We start from the raw sequence: 15,912 nt of genomic DNA, 5'->3' as shown, positions 1-15,912 counted from the left end.
TTTCAGAAATCTCCTTTGTATCATCATGAATCTGCCAGAGAAAACTGACTGATTTCCCGGCTATCCCTAAGTTTTGCTTCAACTGACGCGCTGCGCTTGTCTTCTCCATGTTACCGGGCTAATTCATTAGCCCGGTAACATGGAGAGCTGAAAAAACACCAGCCAGAAAAGATTTTTCCTCCTCACCCATTCCTCATTTTTCTCCTCACTTTTTATTTTCCTCACTGCAAAAACAGGTGAGGAATAAGGATTTATTTATCCTTAAAAATCAACATGTTTTATGTTCCTCACTTTTTCCGTATATATGCGAAAAAAGTGAGGAATTTGGTGAAGCACAAATTTCCTTTCCTCACCGCTCCTCACTTTTTTACTCACTTTTTAATCTTCATTGTTCTGATTCATGATGGTGAGTTCCTGCCCGTTGCGGGTAATCATTCCGTCTTGTTCTAACTTGGTTAACCAACGGCTAAAATTCTTCACATTCACCCCTATCGCTTTTAAATCATCACGCACAAGGGCAATGCTGCAAGGCTCTTTCAGGGCGATACGTGACCGAATAATACACTGCCATAATGCTGTATGATTATCGGTTTTATTGGAGACATGCCCGATGTCCTCCTCCTCAACCGGATCACGCGGTCGGTCAACCAGAACCAGTGACGTAATATTCTCACCGTCTTTATCGGTAAAAAGTTCAACTACACGCATGTCATAGGCTTTAGTTTCCGGCTCTTCGGCATCTTTCATCTTGGTGCAGGTGATAACCAATGCGCCGCCTTTTTTCCCTTCCCGGCTGATCCGGTATTCAACATCCAGCGCAGCACGAAAGGCACTGGACCCCCTTGCGCCCTTGCTTTCATCTTTGCCGGAATGGTGAACCACGAGAATGCTAGCGCCTGTTTTAGCTTTCAGCTCGTCACAGCCCCGGACAAACGCGCCCATATCTTTTGAATCATTCTCATCAGCACCACCAAAACAACGGGCGAGAGTGTCCAGAATAATCAGGCGTACCGGTTCGCCTGTTTCAGACTCAACCTGCTGGGCGGCGATCACCAGCTCATGCACTTCGGCAGGTGAGGCCGGAAATACAGGGGTATTGATCAGATACATATTTTTAACTACCTGACCATTAACGATTTCCCATGCTTTGATGCGCCGTGGCACGCCGATCCCGCCTTCACCGACAACGTACAGCACAGAACCCCGAGCAACCGATTTTCCAGCCCATGCCTTACCTGTAGCAATATGACAGCCCCATGCACCCGCCAGAAAACTTTTATATGATCCGCTCGCCCCGTAAATGCTGCACAGGGAATGTGCCGGAATAATGCCTTTAACAACATAATCCACTTGTGCATCAAAGCCTTCTGAACCAATGGATAGGGGTAACTTTGTCTTACGCTGCGGATAAAGCGTTTCAACATTGTGATAATTACGGTTTTCTGTTGCGTGACTATTCATTGATTTCCCTACCTGATACAACCCGTTACTGAATGCCTGTTTTGCTGCTTCAATACCGATTTGCTGGCGATAATCGTCCCAATCAGCTTTGTACTCTGTCGGTGGAGACGTAACCCAACCATTCACCGCAAGGGCAACTTTTTCTGCCGAGATCTTGCCGACATTCACTTTGGATTTACCGTTCTTATCCAGCTCGCCAGGGCGATGCCAATCATTATCCGCAGCCAGAATAATTTTGGTGTCCGGCCACCGCTCCCGAACGGCGTTGGCGACAGAATACAAATTGCCGGCATCCAGCGCAGCCAGAACCGTGCCTTTATAGAGCTGGTTAACCGTGAGGGCTGTGGCGTAACCTTCGGTAATAATGACCGTATTCGGGTGCGCTTCCAGTTCTGACACGGGAATAAACGCGCCTTTCTTCTGGCTGCCGGATAAAAATTTTTTATCTCCATTGGGTTTGATGATCTGCGCACCTGTGACTTTTTTATCCAGTGCTGTCAGGGCCAGCACCGTCGAACTATCGAACAGTAGCCGCTGATTAAGGCATTGTATCCCCTTTGCCGCCAGATAGGGCGATTGCCCGGCGACAGTTTGCGCCATCAGTGCCGCCACTCTTTCGGCAATCGGCTGTGTGGGATAATGGGTTTCTTTGGCTGGCTTGGGTTCTGGCAGAGGCAATGCCAGCACATTAGCGACCACTTTTGCCGCCTCAGTGATGGAGATCCCTTTGGTTTTTGCCACTAAATCCAGCCCATCGCCATAGTTTGGGGCGTCACACTGGCGGCAATGCCAGTTGCCATGATGGTGATCATCGATAAAGTGGAAACGGTCAGTACCGCCGCAGACAGGGCAGGCGCCATGTTTACCCTTTGCAGGGATATCAATACCACACGCAGGCAGCAGGTTTGACCAAGAATACATAGCGGAAGTTTTCACAGTCTGGATAAGATCGAACGGTTTTTGATTGCCCGATGTTTTTTGAACTGTAAATTTGGGGCGAGTTTGGGTATGCTGTGTATCAGCCATAATTTTTTACCTTGTTTAAATGGTTGTTGGTTAGACGCCTCGCAGTGTTGGTAGCACTTCGGGGCGTTTTGTTTTTATATTACATTTCTTATGTCATAGTCTTTTGTCTGTTATGACACCCTTGATTCGGCGATCCGCTGTGCAATCCAATTATCAATTTCTGCTTCAATAAAGGCGACTGAGCGAGGGCCAATTTTGACCTGCTTCGGGAATTCCCCATCACTAATCAGTTTGTAAATCCACGCTTTGCTATAACCTGTTCTGCGCTGCACTTCCGGCAAGCGAATCAGATTTGTTTTCAATGCTGTCACTGTCATATTAATTCTCCTGTTACCGAGTCCTTGAGCGCTCATCGTGGACGTTGCTTGATGACAGGCGGATTATTTAAAAAGCAAGATTAAATGAACAGTGTTAATTAGTTATCCCTCGATGAAAATTAAAAGATTACAAATTGTACTACCGGTTTTTTCGGTCACGCAGCAGTTTGGCGAAGTCATAGGGCGTGATGGATTGTTCCCGGTTGGCATCCAGATAATCCGCCCACCACTGCACCATCAGCCGCCGCTCGTCGAGATGTTTAGACGTGTGAATATAGGCTGCCCGGACGTTGTTGCGTTCGATATGGCTGAGCTGGCGCTCGATGGCGTCATCGCTCCATAAACCAGATTCTCCCATCGCACCGCGTGCCATTGTGCGGAATCCGTGCCCGCAGACGTCAGTTTGGGTGTCGTAGCCCATCGCCCGCAGCGCCTTGTTGACGGTGTTTTCACTCATCACTTTCGCATTACCGTGATCGCTGGGAAATATCACGTCGCAGTTACCGCTCAGTTTTTGTAAGGCGTTGAATAAAGCAACAGCCTGATGGCTCAGCGGCACGATGTGATCGGTTTTCATTTTCATGCCGCGTTCAGAGAAGCGAACGCCTTTGATGGGTTTTCGGGTGGCGGGAATTTTCCACACCGCATTTTCAAGGTCGATTTCCTGCCAGCGGGCAAATCTCAGTTCGCTGGAGCGGACGAATGTCAGCAGCGCCAGTTCTACCGCAATCTTGGTCAGCAAGCGCACGCGATAGGAAGATAAGCGAGCTAAAAAGTCAGGCAAGTATTCATGGGGCAGAGCGGGATGATGACGGGATTTTGTGGTGGTAAGTGCTCCGGCCATATCATTAGCTGGGTTGGACTCCAGAATATCATTCTGGACGGCATAGCGCATGATAGCTGTGGTGCGCTGCCGTAGACGTTGAGCAATATCATGTTTGCCCTGCTCATCAATGGCTTTGACCGGAGCTAAAAGCTGGCTGGTACGTAATGTGGTAATATCGCGGGCGCCGATATGTGGGAAAATATACTGCTCAAGGCTGCGCAGCACTTTTTGACGGTGGCTGTCGCTCCAGCGTTTGTTACTGGCGTGCCATGCACGGGCGACCTGTTCAAAGGTGATTACTTTGGCAGGTGAGGGCGCACCTCTTTTCTCAGCTTTGGGATCAATGCCTTGTGCCATCAGCTTCTTGGCTTCATCGCGTTTAGCGCGGGCATCGGCTAACGACACTGCCGGATAGACACCGAACGCCAGTCGGTCTTCTTTCTTATCGGTGGGGCGGTAGTACTTCATGCGCCAGTATTTTGAGCCACGTGACGAGACTTCTAAATAAAGACCGCCGCCATCGGCGAGTTTGTAGGTTTTTTCTCTGGGTTTTGCAGTTTCGATTTGTCGTGCGTTCAGTTTCATTATTAAGGGCATTCCGGTAATCGAACGGTAAGTACCCCGAATTATGCCCTTCGCTGCATCTTGATTGCAACAGACGAAACTAGACGTAGAAATAGATAAGAGTGTTGATTTTGCTGGATTTGAGAGAAATTGTTTTACTGGGCTGGACTTCACTGGAAGTTGAAGTGGTGCCCGGACTCGGAATCGAACCAAGGACACGGGGATTTTCAATCCCCTGCTCTACCGACTGAGCTATCCGGGCTAACGGGGCGCATTAAACCGTATCCAGCCCAATCCGTCAAACACTTTCTGTATAAATTTATTTATATGCGTTTAAATCACACAATAAGCTATAAATCTAAACAAAATGGAGAGGTAATCACCCCTCCATCTGCTATTTTTTACTATCAACGAATCTGTTATTAACTACCTGCGATAGCTTTTCTGAGCATTATTTACTTTCAGCAAATAGCGACGTGATTCAGCAGAAGGATGTTTATTGGTCAGGGTTGTATAAACATCACCAGGTTCCATTGAATTGATGATTTGAACCGCTTTCTTTTTATCATTGGAGAATATGCGCAATACGCTGCCGGCACCGCCATTGTAAGCGGTGATAACAGCATACCGACGTGAAGTAGCGTTTTTGATTTCCCTCAAGTATGTATTTTGCAAAATTGATAGATAGGCTGTGCCGGTATCAATATTGTTCTCAGGGTCGAAGAGATAATTGCGGCCAGGCTGGCCTGATTTTCCTTGCATATTGAAAACATCTCGTCCGGCGGTATGCCGCATTACCTGCATAAGTCCCAGGGCATCAGAGCGGCTGACGGCATAAGGGTTAAAACTGGATTCAGTCTGCATGATGGCAAGGATTAGAGATTCATCAACGCCATATTTGATGGAGGCTTTGCGCACAATAGGAAGATATTTATGGGCACGTTTATCCAAATGGTTAGGAACCAATTGGATAGTAACCGACCAAATAACGTGTAATCCTGATTGACGTTTTTGCAACTTATTCTGGAGTAGATAATTGGCAAAATGACGTGCGCGCCATTCCCAGCGAATGGGTTCCCCCGTGTTATCCAAAATTTGTCCATATAGAAAAGGTTCTTTGCTGATCTGAACATCGTTGGCGTCGGAATAAAGATCAATAGTGCCAGGATCATCTCCCATCAGCAATGTCGTAACAATCGCTTTGCGTAAATGTTCAGTAGGCTCAATGGGAGAGATTGTTTCAATCGTAATATTTCCCGTCTCAAAATTGATATGGCTGCGGGTCTTATATTGATCTGTGTATTTAACGTAATCTTTTGGGCCTGCGATTAAAACTTCCTGCAATCCCCAAATATTTTCAATATTATGAGCAAATTGCCCCATCAAAATATCGAAACCATTGGTGTCTTTTATATATTCTTCGTTGTACTCAATGTCTTTTTTGCTTGAACAGGAAATTAAAAGTGGGGCGAGGAGGAGCAAAGCCAGCAGTTTTTTCATTTTACAATGCCGTTGGATATTAATGCTGTTGGATATTGAAGTTTCAATCAATGTATAGAGCCATACAAAATGGCTCTTATTATACTAGTCGAGTAGTAATATTATTGTTCTGGAGGTGTATAACCGTCGATTTTAATATCATGCCCTTCAAACAGGAATTTCACCATCTCTTGTTCAAGCAGTTTGCGATCTTCTGGGTTCATGGTATTGAGTTTTTTTTTCATTAATCAGCATGGTTTGTTTACTCATCCATTGCTGCCATGCCTCTTTTGAAATTTCATTGAAAATACGCTTGCCCAACTCCCCTGGATAAAGCTGAAAATCTTGGCCTTCCGCTTCTCGTTGTAAAAAAGTGCAAAAAATAGTTCTGCTCATAATTAATCCTCAAAATAGTGGGTAATTTAACCCAATTGTTGCAAAAGGTACTCAACGGGAGCTGCCAATCCAATGGTTGCTGGCTGACGTAAGTTATACCAAAGTCCTTTACTTTCATCCATACAGGAATCAAAAGTTAAAATATCGATTTTAATCGGAACGATATCTAAATGAAAATGGCTGAATGTGTGGCGAAATGCTGTCAGTTGTTCAAGTTTGCTGTGTGAGATACCTGAGTTTTCCAGCCATTGTTCCAGTGATATTTGATCAGCAAATTGTGGGAAAGCAAACAAACCACCCCAAATACCAGAAAGTGGGCGCTGCTCCAGCCAGACCATATCGCCATGTTGCATTAATAAAAAGTAGGCTGTTTTTTCAGGGATGCTCTGTTTGGGTTTTTTCCCCGGATAGTTTGCCCAACTATGATTGGCGTAAGCGATGCAACCCGTGTTAAGTGGGCAAATCTCACATTTTGGTTTGCTACGGGTGCAGACCATAGCCCCCAAATCCATCATCGCCTGATTAAAATATTCGGCACCTTGCCTGGGCGTCACGCGCGTGCTGATATCCCATAACTGGTTTTCAACTTCTTTTTTTCCCCGGCCAGCCATCAATAGCGTAGCAGCGTGCCAAAACACGTTTCACGTTACCATCAAGAATAGGGAAATGCTTGCCTTGAGATAGTGAGAGAATAGCTCCGGCAGTTGAACGCCCTACACCGGGCAGAGCTACAACATCATCAAAGGTTGTCGGAAATTTGCCGCTGTGTAACGTGACAATCTGTTGTGCAGCTTTATGTAAGTTACGAGCACGCGCGTAATATCCCAACCCAGTCCATAAATGGAGAACCTCATCCAGCGGCGCAGCAGCTAAGGAAGCAACATCAGGAAAGCGTGAAATAAATTTTTGGAAATAGGGAATAACTGTCGCAACCTGAGTTTGTTGCAGCATCACCTCTGAAAGCCAGACGTGATAGGATGTTTTCTCCAACTGCCATGGCAGAGTCTTGCGACCATAACGGTGATACCATTCAAGCACCACTTGTGAAAATTGCTCAGCTTCCATCATTAGAATAATTGTCTTTATATCGGATAATTGTTTTGTGAACAGGATTGCAACATAGCGGAACCTCGGTGTAAACCCGAACTTTGTTTCGAAGCAGTACGCAAACATAGCATTAAAGTTGTGCTTATGGACACTGAACTTGATAAACTCAGCCATCTTTGCATAATTGCGCTCTCTTTGGGCAATCCCTAGGTATATAAAGTCCCGGATGCCTGAAAAAATGTCTTTAAAACTGACAGAAAGTACCATGATAAATAACGTAATTTCACCGGAATATAATGAAAATGGCAGGGCTTTGCGCCGTGTCCGCAGTTTTGTACGTCGGCAGGGACGGTTAACGAGTCGTCAGCAGCAAGCACTTGATAATGTCTGGCCAAAGATGGGAGTGGACTATCAGGCAGAATTGTCTGATATGGAAGAAATCTTTGGCCGTGAAGCCCCTGTTGTGCTGGAAATCGGTTTTGGTATGGGGGCATCATTGGTCACAATGGCAAGCGAAAATCCAGATAAAAACTTTTGGGGAATCGAAGTTCATGCGCCGGGAGTTGGGGCGTGTTTGGCATCCGCAGAAGATGAAAATCTCAGTAATCTGCGAGTGATGTGCCATGATGCCATTGAAGTGCTGAATAATATGATCCCGGATCAGAGTCTGGCGATGGTTCAGCTTTTCTTCCCTGATCCATGGCATAAAGCACGTCATAATAAGCGTCGGATTGTGCAGCCTGAATTTGCTCAACTGATTAAAAGTAAACTGAGAATCGGCGGTGTCTTCCATATGGCCACCGACTGGCAGCCTTATGCAGAGCATATGCTGGAGGTGATGAGTATCGCAGAAGGGTATCGCAACTTATCGGAAAACCGTGATTATGTGCCACGTCCTGAGTCGCGCCCGGTCACAAAATTTGAGACACGTGGTCAGCGATTAGGCCATGGCGTATGGGATTTAATGTTTGAGAGGGTAAAATAATGGCTAAAAACCGTAGTCGTCGTCTGCGTAAAAAATTACGTATTGATGAATTTCAGGAATTGGGTTTTTCAGTAAAGTGGAGTTTTCCGGCTGATACCTCCGTTGAGGTTGTTGATAGCACGGTTGATGCCTTCATTGAAGAACTGATCGAGCCAAATGGCCTTGCTCTGGATGCCAGCGGTTATTTGCAATGGGAAGGCATTATCTGCCTGCAAAAAATCGGCAAATGTACGGCAGAACAGTGCCAGTTGGTTGAGAATTGGCTGAAAGATCGCGGTATGACAGACGTTATCACATCTGAACTGTTTGATGTGTGGTGGGATTGATTCGCTGTTGCATAAGAAAAAGCGTATTACGTAAAAATAGCGCTGTATGCAGGGGCTCTTTGGGAGTCCCTGTTTGTCTGGAGAAAAAGTGGTGAAGGTAAGGTTCTCTAATTCGTTGTTGGCAGATATCTTAGAAGAAGTACGCCCTTTGATTGGTCAGGGAAAAGTAGCAGATTACATTCCTGCTCTGGCAGAAGTTCCGGCAAACAGTTTGGCAATGGCCATTTGTACGGTAGATGGGCAAGTTTTTAAAGCGGGAGATGCAGAAAAACGCTTCTCCGTCCAATCCATTTCTAAAGTGTTGAGCTTAACATTAGCGATGACTCGTTATAAGGAAGAGGATATCTGGCAACGGGTGGGTACGGAACCTTCAGGACAGCCGTTTAACTCATTGGTACAGTTGGAGTTGGAAAAGGGAATTCCCCGCAACCCTTTTATTAATGCGGGAGCCTTGATTATTTGCGATATGCTGCAATCCCGCTTGAGTGCGCCTAAACATCGAATGCTGGAGTTTGTCCGTAGCCTCACTGGGCAAAAAAATATTTCCTATGATGATATCGTTGCCCGTTCAGAAATGGAGCATTCAAGCCGCAATGCTGCGATAGCTTACCTGATGAAATCATTCGGTAACTTTGAGAATGATGTCATTACTGTTCTGCAAACATACTTTCAATACTGCGCTTTAAAAATGAATTGTGTTGAATTGGCTCAATGTTTTATTTATTTAGCCAATAAGGGACGAATGATGGGTTCCGGCCAACAAATTTTAAGTCTTCGACAAACTCGCCAGATTAACGCGCTTATGTTGACATGTGGTATGTACGATGGTTCTGGTGAGTTTGCTTTCAGGATCGGTATGCCAGGGAAATCGGGGGTTGGTGGCGGTATTATCTGTGTGGTTCCGGGAGAGTTTACGGTTGCGGTGTGGTCGCCTGAACTGGATAAATCCGGTAACTCATTGGCAGGTTGTGCGGCACTGGAAAAATTAGCCGGGCGTATAGGACGCTCTATTTTTTAACCTTTCAGTGTTTTAACCTTAGAAATCAGGAGAACGTATGTTACGCAGGATCACGATTGCGGCATCATTGTTATTTGTGTCCCAGGCCATGATTACTCAGGCACAGGCAAGTTCTGAATGTCATGCGACGCTTAATGATGACATTATTGTCACACCAAATTCTGTCCAGATTACAGGGGCGAGTGGAAACTTAAAGATATTGCCTGATGGTTCCATAACCAGAGACGGCAAGGTGTTATCGCTGAATATAGAGCAACGTAGCAAAGCCCTGCAATATCAACAAACGATCCGTCAGAATTTGCCCTGGGTTAAGCAAGAAGCGCTAAGTCATTTGACAAATGCACGGCAGTCACTGGACAAAGTGGTAGTCGAAACGATGGGCAAGGAAAGTAATATTCGTAACCGTTTGTCTCAATTGGAATCAGGTCTCAGTAAACAAGTTGATAAAGTGATTGAAACCCGTGCGAATGGTTTTGCTTTTAATGCTCAGGCAGTCAAACAGGTAGAACCTGAAAGCCGAAAACTGATTGAACAGAGCCTTGGTGGTATTTTGCAAGATAGCATTAACGAAATGAGCCGTAAAAATAGCGAGCAGAATGGTGACGGCAAACAGATGCTAATGTCTCTTCTTGGCGGGTTAGGCGGCATGCAAAATGGTTTTGATGCAGAATGGAAAAAACAGGAACAAGAATTAAAACGTTTAAAAGCGGAAGTGTGTAGCAAAGCCAGTCAATTAGAACAACAGCGCATTAGTCTTATGAATGCGATTAAGTGAAATAGGCTGCTTACCTTCAAAGCAAATAAGAATCAATATGAAATTGATTCTTATTTTGTTGACATATTAACGCTGCCACCTAGAATGCAAGTCACCTCTTATTGATAGGCTTAATTTAGGTGTAACTAATGAAAAAAATCCTGCCCATTATTATTGCATCACTGCTTTCTGCTACCAGTTACTCTGCATTCAGTCAGTCACCAGAATTATTTACGCCAAATTCAGTGACCGCTCAGTCTGGTGATTACGCCACGGTAAAGCATCTTTCCGGTGAAACTCAGGTTAAAAAGAATCCCAAACGGGTGGTTTTGTTCGATTTTGGAACGTACGATTCGATGGTGAAACTGGGATTGTCTGATCGGGTGATTGCATTACCCATTAATAATTTACCTGAATATGTGCGTAATGGTGTGCCCGCAACTATGCACAATGCCGGGGGAATGAAAGAGCCAAATTTGGAAGAATTAGCGGAAATCAAACCAGATTTGATTGTTATTACTGGTCGTCAAGGTGCTTTCTATGAAAGTCTGTCACAAATAGCACCCACCATTAATTTAAGCATGGACAATAAAAATTACCAGTCATCCGTTGGTAGTAATCTCAAATTGTTGGGTGAACTATTTAATAAGCAGGATACCGTGAAAGCCCAATTTGCTGATTTGGAAAAAACGATTGTAGCCGCTCAGGAAAAAGCGAAAGTAGCGAACAAAAAAGTATTAGTATTACTGCATAATGCGGGTGAATTATACCCTAATAATCAGGCTGTTGTTTATAATGTGATGAAAGCACCTCGTGCTGTATTGCCGGCTAAATCGGACAAAGACAAAAGCCGGGCTGTGACGGCGGATATGATTGCACAAGCTAACCCTGATGTGATTTTTATTATCGACCGGAGTGAAGCCATTGGCGCAGGTAAGTTAGAAAAAGCGCAGTTTGAAAATGATCAAGTCAAATCAACGCATGCCTATAAAAACGGCAAGATAGTGTACTTACAGCCTGATCTCTGGTACTTGTCTGGTGGGGGTTTGGATAGCATGACGCGACAAATCAATGCCGTTGCTAATGCATTGTAAATTCGTAAATTAAAATTCTTTTCCTTTGGCTTTACCCTGAGGTCTGCATAGTCAGATTTCGGGGTAGTTTTATTATTTGTTAAGCCATCAGAGAAAGAGATCCTGCCGACATCGCTTCGTGACTCACTTATTATTCCTAAATTGTTATTGTTCCTAAATTGAAACAATCAAGTTAAATCATGACTTAGCCTTGCGGCACAGAAAATCTGCGTTAGGATATTTCAAAAGGCATCCAATGGGGAACATAAGCATGATTATTAGTTCAACTGAATTTAAGAATAATGATTTCTTGAAAAAAGAGCATGAATTTAATCAATTTGATGGCAATGGTGATAACCGTTCCCCCGAAATTTTCTGGGCGGACGCACCAGCCGGAACCCAAAGTTTTGCGATAACTGTCTATGATCCTGATGCACCAACAGGTAGTGGCTTCTGGCATTGGGTCGCTTTCGATATTCCCGTTGAAACACAATCCTTACCTGCAAATGCCGGGCAAAGTGATGGCAGCCAATTACCAATCGGTACAATTCAGAGCAGGAATGATTATGGTCTGTCTGGTTTCGGTGGTTGTTGCCCGCCTGTGGGGGATAAAGCCCATCGCTATATTTTTACTGTACATGCCTTATCGGTAGAAATACTACCGGGAGTTGATGCTGAAACAACCAATGCCGTTGCGCGTTTTATGATCCAAGCCAATACCTTGGCAACAGCTTCGATTACCGGCTACTACCAGCGCTAACCGATTAATAATTCTTCCGTTTCCAGTAAGGGGTATCAATATGAGCAGCAAAAAAATTCAATGGAACTATGGGTTACAGCCGGAAGCGGTAGAGATCCTTTCTAATACCGGCGGTATGATCGTCTGCCCAACTAAAGTTGGCTACATTATCATGACATCTGACGCACAAGGTCTGGAGCGTAAATTTGAAGCTAAACAGCGTAATCGTAACAAGCCCGGTGTGGTTTTATGTGGTTCTTTGGAACAGTTGAAAGAGCTGGCTCAACTTAACGCGGAAATTGAAGAACTGTATCAAAGACATTGGAATGAAGACGTACTGTTAGGTTGTATTTTGCCGTGGAAAGAAGAAGCGATAGCCCGTATCCCTGATGATGGTTCTAAAGAACTGATGATGGATCAGCGTGGTACGAGCTGTTTCGTGATTAAATTTGGCAAGCCCGGCGAAATTCTGGCGAAAGAACTGTGGGATAAATATGGCAAATTCTCTTTTGCCAGTTCAGCTAACCCATCGGGTAAGGGGAATCGTGGACTGGTTGAGTGTATCGGTGAGAGGATAGAAGAGCGGGCCGATCTGATTATCTGTGCTAATGACTATGTTAAATCTATCCAGCAGAATGAAACTGAGCAAACCCGTTATGAACAAGGTGTTATGGTTTCAATGGTCGATGAAAATGGTAGATTAGTTCCACTGCAACAAGGGCAACGTGATATTACTCCGTGTCCGGTATTAATCCGCAAGGGATTGGATGTACATAAAATCATGGCGATGATGTCCGATATTTTCACTACCTGGGATTATCGCCACGGCAATTACTATTAATGATTGTTGATTAATATCTTTGGCGGGTGCTGTTGTGCCCGCATTGATCTCTGCCGTTACGCTTTTTTTCCTCTCTCCAAATCTTGTCTTAGCTTACGTTGTAAAGAGTTTGCAAACTGTTGTACACGCGAAGATAACGTATTTTCTGATTTAAACAGTATCCATGCCTGGTAAACATCCATATTCCATTCTGGGAGAAGCCGTACTAATTCCCCTTCTGCCACAGCTTCATGGGTAACATAGTCGGGTAGATAGGCAATGCCAGCCCCAGCCAGAGCGGAACGCATTAACGCCACACTGTTATTGATACGAAACCGGCTACGTACTTCAATATCGAGCTTATTTCTTTCCTTACGGAATGGCAGGGAAATAGTATGTGCAGGGCCACGAAATAGCAGGTAATCGTAACGAGGAAGATCTTCGGGTTTCTCTATTGCGGAAAATTGGGTTATATAGTCTGGGGTCGCGTAAAGTCCCCACGTGATATCAATTAAAGGCATGACAAGTGGATATTGTGGCGTTTCACGCCCTATGATGATGGCAATATCGCATTGATCTTCTTCCATATTAATGGTTCGGTCGGTCAGTTCCAGATCAACGCTGATATGAATATTTCCGGCGATAAAGTGATTCAGGGCGGGTACAATACATTGGCTGCCAAAGGAGACTGGAGCAATCAAGCGTAAACTGCCCATCGGTTGTTCATGGAAATTACGGATAAAATGTTCAGCATTTTGGGCTTCGGTAAGGAGCCGGTGGCAGTATTGGTAATAACTCATCCCGACTTCTGTCACTTGAATTTTGCGCGTAGTGCGGTTGAGCAATTGGGTGCCTAACCTGACTTCCAATTGTGCAATCTCGCGGCTGACGGAAGATTTAGATAACTTTAACGATCGTGCTGCTTCAGTAAAACTCAGTGTCTCTACAACACGGGCAAAGACCACCATTGAGGTAAGATTCTCAATATTATTCATGTAATAACCTGATGATTTACGCGTGGGAACCACCCTATAACATATCACATAACCTATAGTGACGTGCCAAATTCAATGGATAAGAATTTCCCATTTTGTGAACAACTGTCCCATACTGGAAACAGTGAGCGATGCAATGGTATTTCCCTACGTTAAGGCGTTGTAATCTTGTTAGGATGACAATCTATTGAGTCTGTTTTTATCTTTCGGAGGGCAATGTGAGATGAGCCAAACTATGACACAAAAAATTCTTGCACGGGCAAGCGGGCGAGCACAAGTCACTCCGGGTGAAGTGGTTTGGGCGAAAGTGGATATTCTGATGTCTCACGATCCCTGCACACCAGGTGTAGCCAGCGTATTTAAAAAGGAGTTCGGGCAAGATGCAAAGATATGGGACCCTGAACGTTTTATTTTGATCCCGGACCATTTTGTCTATTCGGCTGACTCACAAGCTAACCAGAACATTCGGGTTATGCGTGAATTTGCTGCTGAACAGAACATAAAATATTTTTATGACGTTGGAACGCCCAAATATAAAGGTGTATGCCATATAGGGCTTGCAGAAGGAGGGCATATTCGCCCCGGAGAAGTGTTACTGGGTACAGATTCTCATACGGTGACTGCGGGTGCTTTTGGGGCATTTGCCATTGGGTTAGGTATTACTGACGCCGCTTATGCGTTAGGAACGGGAGAAATTCCGCTTAAGGTGCCAACAACCATTCGGATCAATTTTACCGGAACCAAGCCAGCCCATGTTTTAGCTAAGGACATGATCTTATCTGTATTGTCAGAGTTGACGGTTGATGGTGCGACCTATCAGGCCATAGAGTTTGGTGGTAACGTCATTGATGAGTTATCGGTAGAAGAACGCATGACAATTTGCAATATGGTTGTTGAGTGTGGGGCGAAAAACGGCATTATGGTGCCCAATCAGGCGACTTTGGATTATCTGGCAGAACGCAATCATCTCCCGTTTGACATTGTCTACCCTGACGAGGATGCACAATATAGCCGTGTGTTAAATATTGATGTTTCCACGATGCAACCAAAAATTGCCAAACCCCATTCGCCGGATAACGTCGTTTCTATTGATCAAGTCGCTAATGTCGCCATTTCTCAGGCATATATTGGCTCTTGTACGGGGGGCAAGTTGGCGGATTTTGTTGCAGCAGCGCGCGTTATCAAAGGGCATAAAGTCGCAATTCCGACTTATGCAGTGCCTGCAACAAAAGAAGTTTTCCATCAAACGATTACCACCCAAATCGATGGTGTTTCTGTCTATCAAATTTTAAGTGATGCAGGTGTGAAACTTTCCGCTGAATCAGGATGTGCAGCTTGTTGTGGTGGCCCGCCAGACACGTTTGGCCGTGTCAATGATCCCATATCAGTGATATCCACTACCAATCGTAACTTTGTCGGCAGAATGGGGCATAAACGTGCCAACATTTATCTGGCTTCCCCTTATTCTGTTGCTGCGGCAGCTATTACTGGTCAAATAACAAATCCTGAGGAGTTTTTATGAGTGAGTTAAAGGACAATATCATTCGGGGTGAGGTGTATGTCTTGACCGATAATATTGATACTGACCAGATCCTCTCAGCCGAATATCTCAAGGTCAACCCTTCCACTCCTGAAGGGTATGCCCAACTGGCTTCGCTGGCGATGTGTGGACTGCCGGAAGGTTCATTGCCTTTTATTGATGAAAGTCAAGGAAAAGCGAAATATCCGATCATTGTGGCAGGGCAGAATTTTGGCTGTGGATCTTCGCGTGAACATGCGGTTGCCGCATTAGGTGCTTCGGGTGTGAAAGCGGTTCTTGCCCAATCTTATGCCCGTATATTCTTCCGAAATTGTGTATCAACCGGACAGTTATTGCCCGTTGCAGCCCAGGAGCGCTTGTGTGACAAATTAGTCACGGGAGACAGTATTGAGATTGATATTGAAAACCAGACAGTCATTCTGCTGAAAGAGGGTGAAAAATATCAAACCGATCCTATTGGTGAACTTGCTAATATTGTCTCTGCCGGAGGGCTATTTTCTTACGCTCGTGCGTCGGGAAGAATTAAATAGTATGAAAGAACTGCAC

At 44.9% G+C, this 15,912-nt stretch carries 14 protein-coding genes, 1 tRNA gene and 2 pseudogenes; 9 read left to right on the top strand and 8 right to left on the bottom strand.

Features of this window, described 5'->3' with window-relative positions; all coding sequences use genetic code 11:
• Positions 1-378: 378 nt before the first annotated feature.
• The 7 genes and pseudogenes from PXH59_RS02545 to mutY form a co-directional block, all read right to left on the bottom strand.
• Complete coding sequence (locus PXH59_RS02545) at positions 379-2,487, bottom strand: AAA family ATPase (protein WP_285810191.1); 2,109 nt, start codon at positions 2,485-2,487, stop codon at positions 379-381.
• Positions 2,488-2,597: 110 nt separating this feature from the next.
• A complete protein-coding gene (locus PXH59_RS02540; RefSeq protein ID WP_285810189.1) occupies positions 2,598-2,804 on the bottom strand; it encodes a helix-turn-helix transcriptional regulator in 207 nt (68 codons plus the stop codon).
• Positions 2,805-2,943: 139 nt separating this feature from the next.
• Positions 2,944-4,215, bottom strand: a complete 1,272-nt coding sequence (locus PXH59_RS02535) for a tyrosine-type recombinase/integrase (RefSeq protein WP_285811856.1) — start codon at positions 4,213-4,215, stop codon at positions 2,944-2,946.
• Between the two features lie 165 nt (positions 4,216-4,380).
• Positions 4,381-4,456 (bottom strand) — tRNA-Phe (locus PXH59_RS02530).
• A gap of 164 nt (positions 4,457-4,620) precedes the next feature.
• Positions 4,621-5,694, bottom strand: coding sequence for a membrane-bound lytic murein transglycosylase MltC (gene mltC, locus PXH59_RS02525; protein WP_285810188.1), 1,074 nt, complete (start codon positions 5,692-5,694; stop codon positions 4,621-4,623).
• A gap of 101 nt (positions 5,695-5,795) precedes the next feature.
• Positions 5,796-6,069 (bottom strand): annotated as a pseudogene (locus PXH59_RS02520) (oxidative damage protection protein).
• A 26-nt stretch (positions 6,070-6,095) separates the two neighbouring features.
• Positions 6,096-7,137 (bottom strand): annotated as a pseudogene (mutY, locus tag PXH59_RS02515) (A/G-specific adenine glycosylase).
• A gap of 244 nt (positions 7,138-7,381) precedes the next feature.
• Between mutY and trmB the strand changes: the two are divergent.
• The 7 genes from trmB to PXH59_RS02480 all read left to right on the top strand — a co-directional run bounded on the left by trmB (position 7,382) and on the right by PXH59_RS02480 (position 12,852).
• Complete coding sequence (trmB, locus tag PXH59_RS02510; protein WP_285810186.1) at positions 7,382-8,101, top strand: tRNA (guanosine(46)-N7)-methyltransferase TrmB; 720 nt, start codon at positions 7,382-7,384, stop codon at positions 8,099-8,101.
• Positions 8,101-8,427, top strand: a complete 327-nt coding sequence (locus PXH59_RS02505; RefSeq protein ID WP_285810184.1) for a YggL family protein — start codon at positions 8,101-8,103, stop codon at positions 8,425-8,427. Before trmB ends, PXH59_RS02505 begins: the two co-directional genes overlap by 1 nt.
• A gap of 91 nt (positions 8,428-8,518) precedes the next feature.
• Positions 8,519-9,445, top strand: a complete 927-nt coding sequence (gene glsB, locus PXH59_RS02500; protein WP_434223395.1) for a glutaminase B — start codon at positions 8,519-8,521, stop codon at positions 9,443-9,445.
• Between the two features lie 37 nt (positions 9,446-9,482).
• Entirely contained in the window at positions 9,483-10,220 is a 738-nt protein-coding gene (locus PXH59_RS02495; protein WP_285810181.1) for a DUF2884 family protein, read from the top strand.
• A 128-nt stretch (positions 10,221-10,348) separates the two neighbouring features.
• Positions 10,349-11,293 carry a siderophore ABC transporter substrate-binding protein gene (locus PXH59_RS02490; protein ID WP_285810180.1) on the top strand — a complete coding sequence of 315 codons (945 nt, stop codon included), beginning with the start codon at positions 10,349-10,351 and terminating at the stop codon, positions 11,291-11,293.
• A 250-nt stretch (positions 11,294-11,543) separates the two neighbouring features.
• Positions 11,544-12,032, top strand: a complete 489-nt coding sequence (locus PXH59_RS02485; RefSeq protein WP_047770851.1) for a YbhB/YbcL family Raf kinase inhibitor-like protein — start codon at positions 11,544-11,546, stop codon at positions 12,030-12,032.
• A gap of 40 nt (positions 12,033-12,072) precedes the next feature.
• Positions 12,073-12,852 carry an L-threonylcarbamoyladenylate synthase gene (locus tag PXH59_RS02480; protein WP_285810179.1) on the top strand — a complete coding sequence of 260 codons (780 nt, stop codon included), beginning with the start codon at positions 12,073-12,075 and terminating at the stop codon, positions 12,850-12,852.
• A gap of 56 nt (positions 12,853-12,908) precedes the next feature.
• Here PXH59_RS02480 and PXH59_RS02475 read toward each other — a convergent pair whose 3' ends face one another.
• Positions 12,909-13,826: a LysR family transcriptional regulator gene (locus PXH59_RS02475; RefSeq protein WP_285810178.1), complete on the bottom strand. Its 918-nt coding sequence runs from the start codon at positions 13,824-13,826 to the stop codon at positions 12,909-12,911.
• A 223-nt stretch (positions 13,827-14,049) separates the two neighbouring features.
• Between PXH59_RS02475 and PXH59_RS02470 the strand changes: the two genes are divergently transcribed.
• Both PXH59_RS02470 and PXH59_RS02465 read left to right on the top strand, forming a co-directional pair.
• Positions 14,050-15,348 carry a 3-isopropylmalate dehydratase large subunit gene (locus PXH59_RS02470; protein WP_047770854.1) on the top strand — a complete coding sequence of 433 codons (1,299 nt, stop codon included), beginning with the start codon at positions 14,050-14,052 and terminating at the stop codon, positions 15,346-15,348.
• Positions 15,345-15,896, top strand: a complete 552-nt coding sequence (locus tag PXH59_RS02465; RefSeq protein WP_285810177.1) for a LeuD/DmdB family oxidoreductase small subunit — start codon at positions 15,345-15,347, stop codon at positions 15,894-15,896. The genes PXH59_RS02470 and PXH59_RS02465 overlap by 4 nt, the downstream gene beginning before the upstream one ends.
• Positions 15,897-15,912 lie beyond the last annotated feature (16 nt).

It is taken from the genome of Xenorhabdus bakwenae, from assembly GCF_030272115.1.
In the GTDB taxonomy this organism is placed as follows: Bacteria; Pseudomonadota; Gammaproteobacteria; order Enterobacterales; family Enterobacteriaceae; genus Xenorhabdus; species Xenorhabdus bakwenae.
Note: the sequence above shows the minus strand (reverse complement) of the source record. Positions and strands in the feature narration are given on the sequence as shown.